This window comes from Bacillus cereus group sp. MYBK14-1, assembly GCF_051916885.1.
Classification (GTDB): Bacteria; Bacillota; Bacilli; order Bacillales; family Bacillaceae_G; genus Bacillus_A; species Bacillus_A cereus.
This window is the reverse complement of record NZ_JBQAHM010000010.1, coordinates 1-19,795: the sequence shown is the minus strand read 5'-3', so window position 1 is coordinate 19,795 and position 19,795 is coordinate 1. Positions and strand designations below refer to the sequence as shown.

Sequence of the window (19,795 nt, the reverse complement as noted above, 5' to 3'; positions counted from 1 at the left end):
TAAGAAAGATAGCTGAATATTTTGTATATTTAGTTTATTTCTTGTATGACAGTTCGTGGCTGTTCAAGTGTGACAATTTTTTTATATTTAACTTGATATAAAATGTAACAAATAATCATAAATGGAATGCCACAATAAAGAGCAATTCTTTGATCTGGAATGAAAGCCAAACTAACAAATGTAATGAAATTCAGCGAAAACGCTACGATTGGAACTAGTGGATAGAGCGGTGTACGATATTTTAAATCATTTATGTTGCCACCGTTTTTCACGAAATTTCTACGGAAGAAAAACTGTGAAGCGGCGATTGACATCCAAACGACAACGGCAGCCATTGCTGCAATAGATGTTAAAACTAGAAAGACAGTATCTGCCGCAAATACACTTGTTAGTAAGGACAGGCTAGCGAAAATTAGGCTGAAAATTAATGCATTTAGCGGTACACCTTTTTTAGTTAATTTCGTAAATGCTGGACTTGCCATTCCTTGTTTTGCCATCGCCCACAGCATACGAGAATTTGCGTAGAGACCAGAGTTAGCAACGGATAATACAGCTGTAATAATAACAAAGTTCATAATGTCTGCTGCATATGGGACACCGGCTACATCAAATACAAGTACAAAGGGACTTTCGACTAGATTAGCCTCTTGCCATGGGAGTAAACCTACAACAACTGATATCGCTAAGACGAAGAAGAAGAGAGTTCGCCAAATTGTGTTTTTAATTGCTTTTGGAATTGTTTTTTCAGGATTTTCACTTTCGCCTGAAGCGATTCCGATTAATTCTGTTCCTTGGAAGGAGTAATTTACTGTAATCATCGTAAGAAGAACAGCTAATGCACCATTTGGAAATAGCCCGCCATTTTCAGTGAAATTATGAAGCATTGGAGCTGGCTTTCCATTAAAGTCTAGTAGACCGAACATAACAGCGCCGCCAAGTACGATGAAAATAACAATTGTTGCGACTTTTACACTTGCGAACCAAAACTCTGCTTCTGCATATGCTTTTGCTGATAAAGCGTTTACGAGGAAGAGTGCTGCTGCAAATGTAACGCACCAAATCCAGGAAGAAACGTCTGGAAACCAGCGTTTCATTAAAATACTTACAGTTGTTAACTCTACGCCAACTGTAACAGCCCAATTTAACCAATACATCCAACCGACAACAAATCCAAAACCAGGTGAAATGAATTTGCTTGCATAACTTTGGAATGAACCTGCTTCTGGCATAGCGACGGATAATTCACCAAGACATAACATCGTTAAATACATAACAAATCCACCGACTAAAAATGCGAGAATAGCACCACCAGGTCCGGCATTATGGACAATTTGACCAGATCCCATAAATAACCCGGTTCCGATAACACCGCCGAGTGCAATCATAAATAGGTGTCTACTTTTCATTGTTCGTTTTAAATCTGTTTGTTCAATTTGTTGATTCATATGCCCCTCACCCCGTATTTTCTTGAATGTGTGAACTTCGTTTTATTCTGAGTTTTTAATCATTAGTGGGGGATGCAACACACACTCGGTTTATTTGCTATGAAATGAATGGAGTATGTAAAAAAACGAACTATGACTAAATACTCTAAGAATGTTTGTTAACATGGTGATATCTTCACTATGTTAACAATTTTGATTTTAGCAAAATATTCTGTAAATGTATATTCATTTTTCTTTTTATTAAAAATAATTAGAATTTTTTATAATTAATTCTATGAGCGATAATTCACATGATCTTTCTAGCAAACTAGTAAGAAGAAGGGTACAATGATAAGAGGTGTATCTGTAAAATAATAATTAATGGAGTTTTGTTTATAATGAAAAAGTTAAAATATCTTTTTGTTTTTGGGATTATACTTGCTGCTGCATTTTTTATAGGAAAAGATAAAATCATGCAAAAGGCGCAAGTTCTACGCTTAGAGTTTCTATCTGAAATGAAAGAAGCAGCTATGATTGAAGATGTTCCGTTTATTAAACAATTACCAGAATTGCCCAGAGGGTGTGAAGTGACAAGTTTAGCTATGTTGCTGCAATATAAAGGTGTACAAGTAGATAAGATGCAACTTGCTAGCGAAATTCATCGTGTTCCATTTGAACAAAATGGTTTGCGTGGAAATCCTTACGAGGGATTTGTGGGAAATATTTATACAAAGGCAGAGCCTGGATATGGTGTATACAATAAACCAATCTTTGATTTAGCAGAAAAATATGTTCCCGAAAAAGTAATTAATTTAACAGGTAGAGACATGCAAGATATATATAAAGTAATTAGTTCTGGCTCTCCGGTATGGGTCATTATTAATACGACGTTTAAGCCGCTAGCTGAAAGTAGTTTTGAAACATGGAATACGAGTTCAGGCGAAGTGAAAATTACATATTATGAGCATAGTGCAGTAGTAATTGGATATGATCAAAACTTTGTATATGTAAATGATCCTCTTAAAAATAATCCACGTTTGGCTGTTCCGCGAGCAGAATTTGAGAAAGCTTGGGAGCAAATGGGAAAACAAGCAATTACTATTTTATAATAATGAAAAAGTCATCTTTGGGATGGCTTTTTCTTTTTGGTTTATTAACACTGAAAATTCAGAAGATTCTTTTAAAAGTTAACGATTCACGTTATAATAACATTTAACTTGGTGAAGAAGGGGAGAAGAGAAATGGATGTTGCAAAGGAACTTGTTTTGTCAAAAAATCAGTTAGTTGAGTGGAGAAGGCATTTTCATAAGTATCCAGAGTTATCTTTTCAAGAAGAGAAAACATCGCAGTTTGTGTTCGATATACTTCGGAAATTCCCATATTTAGAAGTGTCACGGCCGACTAAATATAGTGTGATGGCAAAGCTAGTAGGTAAACATCCGGGCAAAACAGTTGCGATTCGAGCCGATATGGATGCTCTTCCTATTCATGAAGAAAATGAGTTTGATTTTATTTCTACATATAAAGGTGTAATGCATGCATGTGGTCATGATGGACATATAGCGATATTACTTGGGGTTGTACATAAGTTGGTAGAAGAAAGAGAGAAGATTAAAGGGGAGATTCGTTTTCTATTCCAACATGCTGAAGAGAATTTTCCTGGTGGTGCAGAGGAGATGGTTGCTGCAGGTGTAATGGAAGGTGTGGATTATATTATTGGTGCTCACCTTTGGGCGTCGTTAGAGGTTGGGAAGATAGGTGTTATTTATGGTCCTGCAATGGCTGCACCGGATGTTTTTAAAATTAAGATAGAGGGAAAAGGTGGACATGCTGGAATCCCTCATGAAACGGTGGATAGTATTGCAATCGGAACACAAGTCGTTTCGCAACTTCAGCAAATTGTATCTCGCCTCACGAATCCATTAGATTCTCTCGTAATATCTGTTACGCAATTTCATGCTGGGACAACTCATAATGTAATACCAGAGCAAGCTGAGATTGAAGGGACAGTAAGAAGTTTAAGACATGAATTACGAGGTGAAACAGAGAAGAAGATTGAGCGGATTGTGAAGCATATTACGGAATCTTACGGAGCGAAATATACATTTTCATATGAATATGGATATCGACCAGTTGTAAATGATTATGAAGCTACAGAGCTTATTGAACAAACGGCATTACAACTTTATGGAAGGGATAGAGTTGTTCGTTTACAGCCGACGATGGCTGGAGAAGATTTTTCAGCGTTTTTACAAAAGGCACCGGGGACATTCTTTTTTATTGGAGCGGGAAATAAAGAGAAAGGTATTATATATCCTCACCATCACCCTCGTTTTACGATTGACGAAGATGCATTACCGATTGGAGTGGAAGTCTTTGTATCAGCCATTATGAACTTTATAAGTAAAGGAGAATGAGATGAAGAAAATACACATTCTAGCGCTTATCCCAGTTCTTTGTTTAGTAGTTGGGCCAATATTTGCGAATTCAGTTACTCCTTACGTATTAGGGATGCCATTTTTATTATTTTGGGTATTATTATCAGTGTTTATTACATCTTTTTGTATGGGGCTTGTGTACGTGTTTGATCCTGCTAATAAGGAGGATGTAAAATGACTGCATTACTTATCATTATTTTATTTTTGTTTCTCGCACTATTTTTAGGGATTCGGGCACAACATGGAAAAGATATGAATTTAGAACAATGGTCAGTTGGAGGAAGAGGATTTGGCACTATTTTTGTTTTTCTCCTTATGGCAGGTGAAATTTATACGACGTTTACATTTTTAGGGGGAAGCGGCTGGGCATATAGTAAAGGAGCACCTACCTTTTATATTTTGGGATATGGTGCTTTAGCTTATCTTTTATCGTATTTTTTATTGCCACCCATTTGGAAGTATGCGAAAGAGCATAACCTTGTTTCACAGTCAGATTTTTTTGCGAAGAAATATAGAAGTAAAGCGCTTGGACTTATTGTTTCGATTGTTGGTGTTGTTTCCATCATCCCATATCTTGTTTTACAGTTAAAAGGACTGGGAATTATCGTTTCAGAAGCTTCTTACGGAAGGGTGTCACCTGTTGTTGCAGTATGGATCGGTGCTATTGTTATAACTATATATGTAATGGTTTCAGGTATACATGGTTCGGCTTGGACGGCTGCTTTGAAGGATATTATGATACTGTTTATCGTTATGTTTTTAGGTATATATTTGCCGTATCATTATTATGGAGGATTTCAGCCGATGTTTGAGGCTGTAGAGGCAGCGAAACCGGGATTTTTATCTTTACCTGAAGAAGGAATGAGTATTTCTTGGTTTGTTTCTACTATTATATTAACGGCCCTCGGTTTTTATATGTGGCCTCATACATTTGCTTCTGCTTTTTCTGCAAAAAATGAAAAAGTATTTCGTAAAAATGCAGCAATTATGCCATTGTATTCTTTAGTTTTACTTTTCGTATTTTTTGCAGGATTTGCTGCTATATTGCAAGTTCCTGGGTTAAAGGGAGCGGATGTAGATCTTTCGTTATTCCGTCTTGCTTTACAAACTTTTGATCCTTGGTTTATTGGAATTATTGGTAGTGCGGGAGTATTAACGGCATTGGTTCCAGGGTCTATGCTTGTTATGGCGGCTTCTACACTGTTAGCAAAAAATATTTACCGAACGATAGTCCCGTCTGCTTCAGATAGACAAGTTGCTAAGATGGCAAAATTATTTGTGCCTGTAGTAACGCTCGTGGCAGTTTTATTTACATTTAAAGGAGGAGAAACAATAGGAGCACTTCTATTAATGGGATACAGTATCGTTACACAACTTTTCCCTGCACTTGTATGTAGCTTGTTTCCACGTCAAATTATTACGAAGCAAGGGGCGATTGCAGGAATGGGAGTTGGGCTATTAGTGGTCGCATATATTACCTTATCTGGTTCAACTATAGCCACGATGTTTCCGAGTTTCCCGCAGTATATAAAAGATTTGAATGTAGGTATAGTCGCATTGTTAATTAATATAATTGTGATGTTTGTAGTTAGTGGATTTACAAAAGGTGTATTTATAAAGAAAAACACTATAATAGTAGAAAAGTAATTCGTTTATCCTGCATTAACGGGCAGTAAGACCCCCACCTCAAAATTCAGCGGAAGCAAAGAAGTTAGGTGGGGATTAAACTGTCCGTAAAAGCCCGATTGGTGAGGGTTGATTAAAGTTTTACTTTATTAGAGCTATCTTTGAAAAGAGATAGCTCTTTTTTTGTATATATTTCCTTCTATTAGCGGAATCTAACTAAAAACTTGTTGAAAAGGAAGCTAGGTGGGGAAATTGTTAGAGCTTGAAGGTAACTTATTTGAAGTTATGAAAGAAATTAGGGATGAGTTAGGTTCACCTAATGATTTAACAATTAGAGAAGTTGCTCTTGCTGGGAGTTTTACACGTTGTGCGGTTGTGTTTTTATGTGGATTGACAGATAAGGATAATGTTTATAAATATGTCATTCGCACACTGCAATACGAAGAAATTATAAATGAGGAAGCTGTTGTTCAAACGTTATTGGATCGTTTTATTTCTATCGCAGAAGTGGGTGTAAAGACGAAGTTTCCAGATATTATGAATGCGATATTAGCGGGAGATACAGTTATATTAATTGATAATATTCAAACCGCTATCGTTATTAATAGTAGGGCCTGGGAGAAGCGAAGTTTAGAACCACCAGTGACAGAAGATTTAATACGCGGACCGAGAGTTGGATTAAATGAAGATATTAATGTGAATAAAATGTTAATCCGACGCAGTTTACGCGATCCAAAGTTGAGGTTCCAATCTTATATTATGGGGAAGCGATCGCAGAAAGAAGTAACCCTAGTATATATAGAAGATATTATTAATCCTCACATTGTAAAAGAGTTAGATCGCCGTCTTCAATCAATAGTGACAGATGTCGTTTTGGAAACAGGTACGATTGAACAATTAATTCAGGATAATAATTTATCCCCATTTCCACAGTTTTTGAATACAGAGAGGCCTGATAATATTATAGCCTCATTAGCGAAAGGGAAGGCGGCCATTTTAGTAGACGGATCCCCGTTTGCTCTTATTGCACCACTTGTGTTTGTTGATATTTTTCAATCTGTAGAAGATCATTACGAGCGCTGGGTGATTGGAACGTTATTAAGATTTTTACGTATGGGTTCAGGCATAATTGCGGTTTTGTTACCAGCTATGTATGTAGCACTTGTATCTTATCATCAAGGACTTATTCCTTCTAAACTGGCTTATTCAATTGCAGGTGCGAGGGAAGGTGTTCCGTTTCCTGCATATATTGAAACGTTAATGATGGCCTTGACTATGGAATTAATACGAGAAGCTGGAATCCGATTGCCGAAACCGATGGGACAAACGATAGGGATTGTAGGAGGTCTTGTAATTGGAGAAGCTGCGGTAAATGCAGGGATTGTAAATCCGTTTTTAGTTATTATTATTGCAGTTACTGCGATTGCTACGTTTTCGCTTCCTGTATATAGTATTACGATTACGTTCCGAATTTTACTTTTCGTCTTTGTATTAGCTGCAACGGCTTTTGGGCTGTATGGGATCATTCTAGCTCTGATCGCACTTGCTATTCATATTACAAATTTAACAAGTGTTGGTATACCGTATACAACTCCAATTGCTCCTGCATTTTATAAAGATTGGAAAGAAGAATTTATTCGCATGCCAAAATCGATGTTGAAAGATAGACCAGAGTACTTACAAACAAAAGATTCTACAATACGTCCAAAGGAGCGAAAATAAGTGAAACCATTTGAGTATGGCGATGAAGAGATTGGATCTCGTGAAATTGGGTTTGCGGTATCATCGACCATTATTGGTATAGGGGCATTGTCTATGCCAAGAGATATCGCTAACCAAACTTTATTTTCGGACGGTTGGATTATCTTGCTTTTGGGTGGATTGATCTGCGCGGTTTTAGGTTGGTTTGTGACGAGAGTGGCTATCTTATTTCCAAAACAAAATTTTGTTCAATATACGAGTGCGCATTTGACGAAGCCTGTTGCATACACAATTAGTAGTATTTTAGTATTAACGTTTGCTGCTTTGACAGCATATGAATCGCGAATGATTTCAGTTATTTCTCAAACGTATTTATTTAGTGATACACCAATACAACTACTGTCTTTCTTCTTCTTATTAGTTGTTATTTATGGAATAGCAGGATCAAGAGCAGCCTTATTAAGGTTAAATGTTTTATTCTTACCTATTGTTTTAATTGCGATAGTACTTCTTTCTTTATTGAATATAAATTTAATGGAAATAAATAATTTACTACCAGCTTTTCAAACGAAAGTAAGTCAATATGCTGTTGGAGTTAAAAATTCTATTTTTACGTTTATTGGATTTGAAGTAGCGTTATTTTATGCGGTTTTGCTGAATGATAAGACAGCGAAAAAAGCGCCAATGGCAGTCGCGAAAGCGGTGATGGTAAACGTGCTGTCATACATTTTAATTTATGTAACTTGTATTAGTGTTTTTACTTATATGACAACACGTGGATTGACATATCCAACAATTGAATTAGGGAAAGAAATTGAAATTGGTGGAGGATTTTTAGAAAGGTTTGATGCGATTTTTTTTACGACTTGGATTATTACTATTTATAACACTACAGCAATGTATTATGATGTCGCATCTTTATTGTTTTGTGCTATGTTTCCGAAAGTGAAGAAACATATTTTTATTTTCGTAAGTGCCCCTATTATTTTTATGGTGAATATGATACCTAGTAGTTTAAATGCTTTGTCAAGTTATGGGACTTATTTAGCTTGGATAGATATGGGGTTTGTTGTGTTAGCGCCTTTGCTCGTTTTAATTGTATATAAAATAAAAAGAAGGAATGGTGGAAATGAAACACCTTCTTAAAATTATAATGGTTATGGCTTTAACTGGATTTATGAGTGGGTGTTCTGAGTTAGAAGAGATAGAAGAAAGAGGATTTGTAGTAGGAGCGGCTTACGATATCGTAAAGGAGAAGAAAGCGAATCCAATTATGAAAGGAACCTATCAGATGGTACTCCCTAGTAAATTGTCTCAACAGGGTGGACAAGGGGGTGGGGATAGCGAAAATTATATTAATGTTAGTGCAAAAGCAGATAGTGTATTTGAACAAATAAGAATAATCGCCAAAAAAATTAGTCGTACATTATTTTTCCCTCATATACAAGTGATTATTTTCTCTGAAGAATTACTTTCACATCCATACATTTTACAAAATACGTTAGATGTATATATTCGCGATCATGAGATGAGAAGAAATATTCGTTTGTTCGTTTCTAATAAAAATGCCGAAGCTATTTTAAAACAAAGTGCCAAGCCTGAAAATTTACCGGCGCAGTATATTGATATGTTAGCTGAACACCCTCCAAAAAATGCCCAAATGATTGAGGCTGCAAGAATTGGTGAGGTGCAGGAAAAGATGATCTCTAACCGAAGTTTTGTATTACCTATTCTTGAACTAACAAAACAAGGGGTACAAATGAACGGTGCAGCATTGTTTCGTGGAAAGGATAATAAGTGTGTAGGCAATTTGAGTGGGGAAGAAACATTAGGGATGAATTATATAATAGGTAAAAAAATTGGAGGTTTTTTTACCATTCGTAAAAAGGATCAACTTATTACATATGAAATTCATAAGTTACGTCGAAAAATTAAAGTATCCACAACGAATGCTACAAAACCGAAATTTAATATTCATTTATTTCTGGAAGGTACAATAGCTGAGTTGCACTTTAGTGATCATAAAAAGGTTTTGAATGAAAAACGTTTAGAGAAGGATATATCGGAAGAAATGGAGGAGCGTATTCAAAAATCGATTAAGCTTGTTCAAAAAAAATATAAGGTAGATGTATTAGAGTTAGGGGAAGTGTATAAGAGACATAATTATAAAGAATGGACAAAAATAAGTAAGGATTGGGATCAAGGCGAAAATTACTTTAGTAATGCTGAAATTACTGTTCACGTTCATCCAACAATTGAACATTCAGGTTCAGCTTTACCGAAAAGAGTGAAATAAGGTGATGAAAGTTGTTTACTGGATTAGGAATTAGTTGCACGATATTAATGGCGGTGCTGCCGGGGGCTATATATTTCATTCATAAAAAACTCACAACGTATGGAGCGCAGCCGTGGAATACTGATGTACAAAAAAAGAAACCTGAATGATTTTCAGGTTTCTTTCGGACAAAGCATATGTGAAGGGGGATGCCTTCTATGTATGCTTTGTTTTATACAAGCCCTAACCAATGTACCAATTGTGTAGAGAGGAATGTAACAACAATGGCGATAACGGTAGGGATTGCAAACGATAAGAATGTCCATTTTGCACTTTTTGTTTCTTTGTATATGTTAACCAGTGTTGTTCCGCACGGGAAATGAAGAAGTGAGAACAACATTGTGTTTAACGCTGTTAACCAAGTCCAACCATTTTCTAGGAATAGATTTTTAATTTGATTAAAATCATCTATTTCAGTTAAAGCCCCAGTTGATAAGTAAGACATTAATAAAATTGGGATTACAATTTCATTAGCAGGTAGTCCAAGAATGAATGCAGCTAGAATAAACCCGTCAAGTCCTAACATTTTAGCAAATGGATCTAGGAAATTTACAAAATACATAAGTAAGCTTGTGTCACCGATAAAAATGTTAGCAAGTAACCAAGTTAATGCAGCTGCAGGGGCAGCAACAACTATAGCTCGTTTTAAAACGTAGATTGATTTATCGAGTGTTGCGCGAACAATTGTATTCCAAACTTTTGGCTTGCGGTACGGAGGTAACTCAAGTGTGTAGTGAGTTGGAACCCCTTTTAAGGCTGTTTTTGATAGTACCCAAGAAACAGTTAATGTCATAATAACACCAAGTACAACCATTCCAACTACAACGCCAGCAGTAACCAATGTTTGCATACTGCCTGTATAACCAGCAGCCATAAATAGTGAAGCCATTAAAATTAACATAGGCCAGCGACCGTTACAAGGAACGAAGTTGTTCGTTAAAATTGCTAGCATACGTTCACGTGGTGATTCAATGATACGTGTTGACATAATGGCTGCTGCATTACAACCAAATCCCATTGCCATTGTTAAAGATTGTTTCCCGTGTGCACCGGATCGTTTGAATAAGCGGTCCATATTAAACGCGACACGTGGTAAGTATCCATAGTTTTCTAATAGCGCGAACATAGGGAAAAAGATTGCCATAGGTGGTAACATAACGCTAATAACAGCACCGATACCACGGAACAAACCAAGTATTAAAATGCCATGTAACCATTTAGGTGCATGCGCTGCTTGGAACCAAGATGTTAAATATCCTTCGGCCCATCCGAAGAATTCGGCAATCATATCAGATGGTACGTTAGCGCCTGCAATTGTAAGATAAAAAATAATAGATAAAATACCGAGCATAATTGGGAATCCCCAGATTGGAGATGTGAAAATTTTATCTAGTTTTTCGGAACGATATAATTTATCAGTATTTGTATATTGGACAGATTCTTTACATATGCTTGCAGATGTTCGGTAAATATCTCCGACTATATCATCTCGTATATCTTCTTTTGAAAGTGTTTGTGCATGTTGAATAATATAGTCTAATGGAAGAGCTTTACTGGCTGAGTGAGATTCCATTAATTACGACCTCCCTTACAAGTGGTTCATTATGGTGTTTTTGAAGTGTAGTTAAGAAATTTTTATCTCCATCTAATATACGTAACGCAATCCAACGTGCTGGATACGTATCACCGAACACTTTATAAATTTGTGGTTCTAATTCCTGAATCATATTTTCGATTTTTTCGCTGTAAGTAATTTTAATTGGTGTTGGAATTAGTTTTTTATTTGCTACTTTTGCAATAACATTTAGCAAATGACCAATACCTACTCGGTTACGTGCTGAAATTTTAACGACAGGCACACCAAGTGATTTTGCTAATTTCTTTTCATCAATAACGATGCCTTTTTTCTCGGCTTCATCAATTAAGTTAATGCAAATGACTACATTATTTGTCATCTCCATCACTTGAAGTGCTAAATTTAAATTTCTTTCCATAGCAGTTGCGTCTATAACAACTACAGTTACTTCTGGTTTTTCAAATATAATATAATCCCTCGCTACTTCTTCGTCTGCGGAATTTGAGTATAGTGAGTAAGTTCCCGGTAAATCTATTAATGTATAATTACTTCCGTTATGTTCATATTCTCCTTCAGCTTTTAAAACAGTTTTTCCCGTCCAGTTTCCAGTATGTTGTTTTAAGCCTGTTAAAGTATTAAATAATGTACTTTTCCCTGTATTCGGGTTACCAGCTAAAGCGATACGATGTTTGCTCATCTGAAATCATCTCCTATTAATACCCCGAAAATAAGGGAGCTTTCTTCTTTACGCAGTGCAATAGTTGTGTTGCTCACTTGATAAGCGACCGGATCTCCAAGTGGACTGCGTTGCAATACTTTAATCGTCGCCCCCGGGATAAATCCCAAATCTAATAAGCGTCGTTTCATAGTTCCTTCTAATTGTATCTTCTCAATTTGTACAAACTCTCCTATTTTAAATTCGGAAAGTGGTTTTATATTAGCCGATACCATAAAAGTTACCTCATCTCTATATTTTTAGTTTGAGTTTAAAAAGTTTCCTAAGGTAAACTTTTTGTTAGTAATATAGTAGACTACATTGGATTATGTTGTCAATTAGTACTTTAAAAATATTCATTTATTTTTAGAATTGTTCCAATTTATTTAGTTGTACTAAAAAATATTACTGAAATTATTTTTAATGTGCATGAATTAGGTGTGTAAAAATTACAAAATACAGCGGAATTGTAAATGTAACTTTAACGAAAAGGGAAAAAGAGAGAAAAACATTTACATTGAATTTACATTGTTAAGAATATATTTACATTGCAGCGTAGTTAGTGTGGTTTTTGTTTGGTTATTTAACTATAAATGTTGGGATTTCTAGCTTTTAAGGATTATTATCGTCATTTACTTAAAATTAAAAATTGCTTAACACTCACATAATATTGTTGTCCTACAATGAATTTGTGTTCGAAAGAAAATGAATTCGAAAAGTGATAATCCAAATGGGGGTACAAGACATGGTTATGAAAAAAGGTATTAAATTTTCTTTAGCAGCTTTAGTGGTAGCAGGAGCATTAGTTGGTTGTGGGAAAGCAGAAGATACAACTAGTAAAGACACTGCTAAAGGAAGCGATAATACAAAACAAGAATTATCAGGTACGATTGCAGCGGCTGGTTCTACAGCTCTTCTACCTCTTGCGGAGGAAGCTGGAAAGAAATTCATGGAGAAAAATTCAAAAGTTTCTATTCAAGTTCAAGGTGGCGGTAGTGGAACTGGGATTAACCAAGTAGCATCTGGTGCAGTACAAATTGGTAATTCAGATGTTCCGTCCGGAGATAAAATAAAAGATGCTGAAAAGGCGAAAGAATTAGTAGATAACAAGGTAGCGGGTATTGCATTCGCTCTTGTCGTAAATAAAGATGTAAAAGTTGATAACTTAACAATGCAACAAGTACAAGATATCTTCACTGGAAAAGTAACAAATTGGAAAGAAGTTGGCGGAAAAGATGAAAAAATCAATGTAATTAATCGTCCAGCTTCATCTGGTACACGTGCTACATTTGAAAAAACGATTATGAAAGACGCGAAAATTAATGATGGAACTGGTACAACACAAGATTCTAACGGTGCAGTAGAGCAAGCGATTAACTCTACTCCTGGTTCGGTGAGCTATTTAGCAATGTCTTACATGGTGGGCGAGAAAAAAGGCGCACTACAAACAGTCAAAATTGATGGTGCTGAACCGAAAGTTGAAAACATCGCGTCTGGTAAATATCCATTCTGGTCTTACGAATATATGGTAACAAAAGGTGAAGCGAAGGAAGCGACGAAAGCTTACATCGATTATGTAAAAGGTAAAGATTTTGAAAAACAAGTAGAAGATATGGGCTACATTCCAATGTCTAAATTAAATAAGTAATAAAATTTTATGGGGCTGGCTGCAAGGCCAGTCCTGTTCATTTCAATCTGTGAAGTGGGGTCTGTCCTGTGATGAAGGGGAAAAAACAAATTAATTACGTGAAAAGTGAATATATAGGAAGATCACTTGTTACGTTTTGTGGTATTTTTATTGTTTTAATTACATTAGCTATTATTGCGTTTATTTGTGGGAAAGGTATTCAATCTTTTACACAAAGTGGTATCTCATTTACTGAGATGTTAACATCGACAAAATGGAATCCAAATGCTGAGCAAGGATCCTTCGGGGCTTTAATTTTCATTGTAGGTTCAACGGTGGTTTCGTTAGGCGCGGTTATTATTAGTGCACCAATTGCTATAGCTCTTGCTATATTCATGAATTTAATTTCGCCAAAGTTTGGAAATAAAGTATTGAAGCCTGTTCTAGAATTGTTAGTTGGTATTCCTTCGGTTGTATACGGATTATTAGGTGTTACGATTTTAGTACCACTATTACGTGATTCGTTTGGGGGAGTAGGCTTTAGTTTAATTGCAGGTATTGTTGTATTAAGTATTATGATTTTACCTACTATTGCTAGTATCGCTTCTGATGCAATACGTTCTGTTCCATTTGATTATTTAGAAGCTTCTTATGGTCTAGGATCAACGAAATGGCAAGCGATTAGCCGAGTGATTGTTCCTGCTGCGAAAAAAGGGATTTTAACAGGTGTTGTTTTAGGCTTAGCGCGTGCTTTCGGTGAAGCGTTAGCGGTTCAAATGGTAATCGGGAATACGATTAAATTACCAGAAGGAATATATAGTCCGACAGCGACGTTAACTGGTATTTTAACAATGGACATGACGAATACATTGAACGGAACTGCTTGGAACAATGCGCTATGGACTTTAGCGATGATTTTACTTGTTATTTCATTCCTGTTTATTTTAGTAATTCGAGCGATTGGGCAAAGAGGTGAGCGATAATAATGAATGCAAGAACGGTAAATAAAGTTTGGACGGGTATCTTTTATGCGGTTGCGGCTTTAGTTGTAGCTTTGCTAGTGTTCTTAGTATTTGAGATTTTACAAAAGGGATGGGGATTTTGGGATCCTAATTTCTTGTTTGGAGAACCAAGCAATACAAGAGCTGGTGGTGGGATTGGTCCGCAGTTATTCAATTCCTTCTACATGCTTGTTATAACGCTTATTATATCTATTCCTCTTGGATTAGGTGCTGGAATATATTTAGCGGAGTACGCAAAACAAGGACGTTTTTTAAATTTTGTTCGTCTATGTATAGAGACGATGGCGTCTTTACCTTCTATTGTTGTTGGTTTATTTGGTTTGTTAGTGTTCGTTACAATGACAGGTTGGGGATACACAGTAATGGGTGGTGCTCTTGCTTTAACTATTTTAAATTTACCAGGTTTAACGCGTGTTTGTGAAAATGCGATTTCAGAAGTTCCTCAGAATGTAAAAGAGGCAAGTCTTGGATTAGGTGCAACGAAGTGGCAAACAATCGCTCGTATTATTATCCCATCGTCATTACCACAAATTATTACAGGGATTATTTTAGCGGCGGGTCGTATATTTGGGGAAGCGGCAGCATTAATTTACACAGCGGGTTTAACATCCCCGATTTTAAATTCAGCAGCGGATTTCTCAAGTCCTGCGCATCCTTTAAATCCGTTTAGACCAGCTGAAACATTAGCGGTTCACATTTGGAAATTAAATTCTGAAGGAGTTATTCCAGATGCGAAGTTGATTGCGACAAAATCTGCAGCTGTATTAATTATTATGGTATTACTATTCAATGTTATTTCACGCTTGATAGCATCTATATTACACAAGCGCTTTACAGGAACGAAAAGAAAAAGTAAAACAACGAAAAAGGTAAAAGCGGCATAAATTATAAAGAAGAACTCTCTATTTATAGGTAGGGGGTTCTTTTGTATTTTAATATAGAAGGAATGGATGTAATGATTGTTGAATTTGTGATTAATTATAAAGAAGAACAGATGTAATTTAGAGAGGAGCTTTAATTTGTTTTTTCTGCAAATGTCAGGTTTTCCTGGGTCAGGAAAATCGACAGTTTCTAAGTATATAGCGAAATTAACAGGTGCTGTAATTATAGATCATGATGTTTTGAAATCCGCGTTGTTAAAATCATTAAAAGTAAAAGGAATTGAATCAACGATTGTTGGTGGGCTTGCGTATGATGCCGAATGGGTATTGATTGATTCTTATTTAGAACAAGGGCATAGTGTTATATTGGATAGTCCGTGTTTATATGAGGGAATGGTTGAAAAAGGGATTGAACTATCAAATAAACATGGTGTGAAATATAAATATATTGAGTGTTATCTTAATGATATGGAAGAGATTAATAGGAGACTGCAAACACGTAAGCGTATGATCAGTCAAATTGAAAAGGTGGAGTCGGAAGTAGGTTTTAAAAAGTGGTTAAATGGTAGTAAAAGACCTTCAAATAATGAATACCTTATTGTGGATTCTAGTAAACCTATAGAGCAATATGTGGAAAAAATGATGGATTATATGACTAAATAGAGAAAAGGCGTTATCTTCATTTGTGAAGATAACGCCTTTTGTTTTTAAATATCAGGTGTTTCTGTAGAAGTGCTTATTTTCCTACGGGAGCGTCTTTTTCTCCCGATTTTATCTAATAGTTCACACATAACTGGAACGACTACTAATGTAAGAGCAGTTGAGACTGCCAAACCGCCGATGACAACGACGGCTAAACTTTTTGATACCATACTTCCTGCTTGGGATTGGCCAAATAGGAGTGGGAGCATAGCAACGATTGTTGTAATAGCTGTCATAATAATTGGGCGTAGTCTAGTAGAACCTGCTTCAAGTAAGGCTTCTCTAGTTTCCATTCCATGTTCCCGATTTTGTTGGACTCTTTCTATTAATACAATAGCGTTTGTAACAACAATCCCGATTAACATTAATGCGCCGATCAAGGAATTTACATCAACAGGTGTTCGTGAAATGATTAATCCTAAAATACCACCGACAGCAGCTAATGGTAAGGAGAATAGGATTGCAAAAGGAGCACGTGCTTGCCCGAAGGTGATAACCATAATTAAATATACGATCCCGATTGCAATCCCCATAATTTTGAATAAATCTGTAAAATTCTCTTGCATAGATTCAGTAGCTCCTGCGATATTTACTTTTGCACCACCAGGTAAATCTAAGTCAGTCATCGCTTTATTTACTGCTGTGTTTACTTTACTCAAATCTTCATTTGAAGCTTCGGCTGTAATTTGGATTGTTTCTTTTCCGTCTTTATGGAAAATTTCTGTTTGTGTTTGTTTTTCTGAAATAGTTGCGATGTCTTTTAAAGGTAGTGGTCCATTAATAGGTGATAGTATGTTTGTATTTAAAATATCTTCTTGTTTATTAATGTTTTCTTTTTTGTGTTCTATCATAATAGTAGCTTTTTCATTATTAATTGTAATTTCGCCAATAGGTGATTTCTTCATAAGGAATGCTACTTGTTGCGCAGCTATTTCTGGTGTTAAACCTAGTTGTTCAGCCTTTGTTTGATCAATATGAATTTGCCATTCTTTCTTAGAGTCTTCTAAATTTGTTTTTACTTTAGAAAGATCATCCATGCTTTTTAGTTTTGTTTCAACGATAGTAGCCGCCTCTTTTAAATCCGCTTCGTTAGTAGCTGTTACGTTAAATTGTAAGTTATTGCCGCCGCCAGAGCTTGAATAACTTGTTTTTATATAATCAAGTTCAGCAGGCTCAAAAGTTTTATTTTCCTTTTTTAACTCTTTAATATATTGATCAATATCAGAACCTTTTTTAAAGACTACGAATATACTAGCGAGGTTATTTTTAGTTGTTTGCCCCCATTGTGCATCTTCTGCGCTAGATCCCATTCGTAAAATAACGTCTGTTATATCTGAATTAGAAAGTAATTTTTTTTCAAAATCAAATGCTTTTTGTTTTTGAGATTCAGCATTATAATGGGCTGGAAATGTCATGTTAATAGATAACATTGTGTCGTCTTCAGATTTTATGTTTGCTTTCGGTAGTAATATATAAGCTGCAATTGATCCTACAAATAATAAAAATGCAGTAAGTAGAATAATGAATTTATGAGAAAGAGCCCACTTTAATGTAGCGACATATCGTGATGAAGAACTTGGCTTTCGATGCTTTGTTTTTTTGAGTAGTAAAAAAGCCATAAGTGGAACAACTGTTAGTGCAACGATTAAGGATGATAATATAGAATATACAACTGCTAATACCATAGGTAACATTAATTTTCCGATTGCTCCTGATACGAGGCCGATAGGTAAAAAAACAGCGACCGTTGTTAAAGTAGAAGAAGTAATTGCGACTGCGACTTCTTTCGTTGCATCGAGAATGATATCTTTAGAGAAAGAATCTTTTTGTAAACGGCGGAAAATATTCTCGATGACAACGATACTATCATCGACGAGACGTCCAACCGCAACAGCTAAACCACCGAGGGTTAAAATGTTAAGCGTAATGTTAGATTGATGTAGTAAAAAGAGTGTTAATAAAATGGATAATGGAATACTGACAACAGCGATGAGTGTTGTTCGGAAGTTACGTAAAAAGATTAAGATAATTAGAGTTGCAGCGATTGCTCCAAGTATTACTTCTTTTCCCATGCTAGTAACAGCATTTTCAACTTGTTCATGGGTTGAAGCCAAAAGTTTAATGGAAAATTGATCTTTATATTCCTTATCTATCTCTTTAACTTTTTTATCAATCTCTTTTCCAATGGCAACTGCATTTTTACTCGGTTCTTTCATGATGATTAATCCTGTGCCTTCTTCTCCGTTTATATGTGAGATTGTATCGTAGTGTTGTTTGATTTCAATTTGAGCAATGTCTTGCAATTTCACTTGGGGTGCCACAGTGATGTTTTTAATGTCATTTACATTTTTTATGTCCCCAATGACGCGGAGGTTGTATTCTTCCTGATTAACAGTAATTGCCCCAGCTGGAGTAGAAGTTTCTTTTCCTTGTAAAACAGTTAGTACCTGCTGTGATGTTACGTTTTTGTTTTTTAATTGGTTCGGATCAAGTACGATAGATAATTCAGAGGTGGATTTTCCGAAAAACATAACGTTGGCAACACCATCAATGTTTTCGAGTTGTGGTACGATTTCTTTTTCAATTTGTTTTTCATCTGCTTTTGAAAAACCGTTTTGTTTCTGGATAGTAATTTGAGCGAGTGGAATCATAGAAGTGTTTAATTGACTAACTACGGGCTTGGTTACATCTTTAGGTAATTTAATTGTATTGACGGCTTTTTCGACTTCGCGTGCTGCATCTTTCATGTTTGCTTTTGATGTATACGCAATGTCGATACGTGATAATCCCTCGTATGTAGAAGAAGTAATGGTGTCGACGTGTTCTAAATTGCGAAATTGTTTTTCGAGAGGATCAGTTACATCCTTTGTCATCGTTTCAGCGTCGAGTCCTTGAGATAAGGTTGTGACGGTAATTGCTGGATTGTCGATACTCGGTAAAAATTCCATAGGTAATTTAGAGCCGGAATAAACACCGAGTATGGAAATGAGAAAAATCATGATGATAATGGCAGCTCGGTTTTTTAATGAAAACTTTGTTAACCTATCCATAAAATAATTCCTCCATTGGTTTATTTATAGTTGAGTGCGTCCTTTCTTACTATATAACAAAAAATGGATATTTTTCATTAATTAAATGTAAAAAAATTCTAACAATATCCTTAAGTTTGTATTAGGATTGGAATGTTGTTAATTTGTAGGGGGTAAATTTTTGAATGAGAAGGAAGGGGATAATGCGCGCGAGTGGCTGTTTAATGTAGACGGGATTTTTTCTTAAGGCTAATTTGTATAGTTATTTTATAGAAGGATAATGATTATAAGCTTTAATATAGAAGAGAATGAAAATTTGGGAAGGTATTGTGAAATACAATTTGGTTGAACGGAGTGTATTAGCATACAATTAGAATAACTATTTTCAGTAGTAAGGATAATAGTTACTTCTATAGAAGAAAGTAGGGTAGATAATTTTTTTTATATTTTTATAAAAAAACACTTGTTATTTAAAAGTTGTGATGGTATATTAATAAACGTCGCTGATGCGGAAACGCAGAAAACGACAAAAAAGAAATTTTAAAACTTAGTTGACATCGAAAAATTAAGATGTTAATATGATGAAGTCGCTTCTGAAGCGGCGGACAAGTTCTTTGAAAACTGAACGAAACAAACAACGTGAAACGTCAATTTTTATTTTAGATGCTAGACAAACTAACTTTATTGGAGAGTTTGATCCTGGCTCAGGATGAACGCTG

17 protein-coding genes are annotated in these 19,795 nt (G+C 35.6%); 12 read left to right on the top strand and 5 right to left on the bottom strand.

Annotated elements, in window-relative coordinates; translation table 11 throughout:
- Positions 1 to 29 precede the first annotated feature (29 nt).
- Positions 30 to 1,445: an amino acid permease gene (locus tag ACTFR3_RS21830; protein ID WP_001075757.1), complete on the bottom strand. Its 1,416-nt coding sequence runs from the start codon at positions 1,443 to 1,445 to the stop codon at positions 30 to 32.
- A 377-nt stretch (positions 1,446 to 1,822) separates the two neighbouring features.
- Here ACTFR3_RS21830 and ACTFR3_RS21825 point away from each other — a divergent pair, with 377 nt between their 5' ends.
- From ACTFR3_RS21825 to ACTFR3_RS21790, 8 genes are all read left to right on the top strand, one after another.
- Positions 1,823 to 2,533, top strand: a complete 711-nt coding sequence (locus tag ACTFR3_RS21825) for a C39 family peptidase (RefSeq protein ID WP_000734488.1) — start codon at positions 1,823 to 1,825, stop codon at positions 2,531 to 2,533.
- 132 nt (positions 2,534 to 2,665) lie between these two features.
- Complete coding sequence (locus ACTFR3_RS21820; protein ID WP_000382128.1) at positions 2,666 to 3,841, top strand: amidohydrolase; 1,176 nt, start codon at positions 2,666 to 2,668, stop codon at positions 3,839 to 3,841.
- Between the two features lies 1 nt (position 3,842).
- A complete protein-coding gene (locus ACTFR3_RS21815) occupies positions 3,843 to 4,040 on the top strand; it encodes a DUF3311 domain-containing protein (protein WP_000719833.1) in 198 nt (65 codons plus the stop codon).
- Positions 4,037 to 5,509, top strand: coding sequence for a sodium:solute symporter family protein (locus ACTFR3_RS21810; protein WP_000125937.1), 1,473 nt, complete (start codon positions 4,037 to 4,039; stop codon positions 5,507 to 5,509). Before ACTFR3_RS21815 ends, ACTFR3_RS21810 begins: the two co-directional genes overlap by 4 nt.
- A gap of 222 nt (positions 5,510 to 5,731) precedes the next feature.
- Positions 5,732 to 7,210 carry a spore germination protein GerLA gene (gerLA, locus tag ACTFR3_RS21805; protein WP_002023287.1) on the top strand — a complete coding sequence of 493 codons (1,479 nt, stop codon included), beginning with the start codon at positions 5,732 to 5,734 and terminating at the stop codon, positions 7,208 to 7,210.
- Positions 7,211 to 8,335: a spore germination protein GerLB gene (gerLB, locus tag ACTFR3_RS21800; RefSeq protein ID WP_000802005.1), complete on the top strand. Its 1,125-nt coding sequence runs from the start codon at positions 7,211 to 7,213 to the stop codon at positions 8,333 to 8,335.
- Positions 8,319 to 9,485, top strand: a complete 1,167-nt coding sequence (gerLC, locus tag ACTFR3_RS21795) for a spore germination protein GerLC (RefSeq protein WP_440044809.1) — start codon at positions 8,319 to 8,321, stop codon at positions 9,483 to 9,485. Before gerLB ends, gerLC begins: the two co-directional genes overlap by 17 nt.
- Positions 9,486 to 9,496: 11 nt before the next feature.
- The gene (locus ACTFR3_RS21790; protein WP_000493991.1) at positions 9,497 to 9,634 is read left to right on the top strand and encodes a hypothetical protein; all 138 of its coding nucleotides are present in this window, start codon (positions 9,497 to 9,499) and stop codon (positions 9,632 to 9,634) included.
- Between the two features lie 62 nt (positions 9,635 to 9,696).
- Here ACTFR3_RS21790 and ACTFR3_RS21785 read toward each other — a convergent pair whose 3' ends face one another.
- The 3 genes from ACTFR3_RS21785 to ACTFR3_RS21775 are packed head-to-tail and all read right to left on the bottom strand — an operon-like array spanning position 9,697 to position 12,051.
- Positions 9,697 to 11,097, bottom strand: coding sequence for a nucleoside recognition domain-containing protein (locus ACTFR3_RS21785; protein ID WP_440044808.1), 1,401 nt, complete (start codon positions 11,095 to 11,097; stop codon positions 9,697 to 9,699).
- Positions 11,075 to 11,797 (bottom strand): FeoB small GTPase domain-containing protein, encoded by a 723-nt coding sequence (locus ACTFR3_RS21780; RefSeq protein WP_000033865.1) that lies wholly within the window; start codon positions 11,795 to 11,797, stop codon positions 11,075 to 11,077. Before ACTFR3_RS21780 ends, ACTFR3_RS21785 begins: the two co-directional genes overlap by 23 nt.
- The gene (locus tag ACTFR3_RS21775; protein ID WP_000252982.1) at positions 11,794 to 12,051 is read right to left on the bottom strand and encodes a FeoA family protein; all 258 of its coding nucleotides are present in this window, start codon (positions 12,049 to 12,051) and stop codon (positions 11,794 to 11,796) included. Before ACTFR3_RS21775 ends, ACTFR3_RS21780 begins: the two co-directional genes overlap by 4 nt.
- 509 nt (positions 12,052 to 12,560) lie before the next feature.
- On the opposite strand from ACTFR3_RS21775, the gene ACTFR3_RS21770 reads away from it, so the two are divergent.
- The 4 genes from ACTFR3_RS21770 to ACTFR3_RS21755 all read left to right on the top strand — a co-directional run bounded on the left by ACTFR3_RS21770 (position 12,561) and on the right by ACTFR3_RS21755 (position 16,008).
- On the top strand, positions 12,561 to 13,463 hold the full coding sequence (locus ACTFR3_RS21770) for a phosphate ABC transporter substrate-binding protein PstS family protein (protein WP_000245108.1): 903 nt from the start codon (positions 12,561 to 12,563) through the stop codon (positions 13,461 to 13,463).
- 71 nt (positions 13,464 to 13,534) lie between these two features.
- Positions 13,535 to 14,425: a phosphate ABC transporter permease subunit PstC gene (gene pstC / locus ACTFR3_RS21765; protein ID WP_000676677.1), complete on the top strand. Its 891-nt coding sequence runs from the start codon at positions 13,535 to 13,537 to the stop codon at positions 14,423 to 14,425.
- Positions 14,426 to 14,427: 2 nt separating this feature from the next.
- Entirely contained in the window at positions 14,428 to 15,348 is a 921-nt protein-coding gene (pstA, locus tag ACTFR3_RS21760; RefSeq protein ID WP_000994141.1) for a phosphate ABC transporter permease PstA, read from the top strand.
- Between the two features lie 135 nt (positions 15,349 to 15,483).
- Complete coding sequence (locus tag ACTFR3_RS21755; RefSeq protein WP_000465755.1) at positions 15,484 to 16,008, top strand: AAA family ATPase; 525 nt, start codon at positions 15,484 to 15,486, stop codon at positions 16,006 to 16,008.
- Between the two features lie 44 nt (positions 16,009 to 16,052).
- On the opposite strand, the gene ACTFR3_RS21750 is transcribed toward ACTFR3_RS21755, so the two are convergent.
- Positions 16,053 to 19,097, bottom strand: a complete 3,045-nt coding sequence (locus ACTFR3_RS21750; protein ID WP_440044807.1) for an efflux RND transporter permease subunit — start codon at positions 19,095 to 19,097, stop codon at positions 16,053 to 16,055.
- Positions 19,098 to 19,795 lie beyond the last annotated feature (698 nt).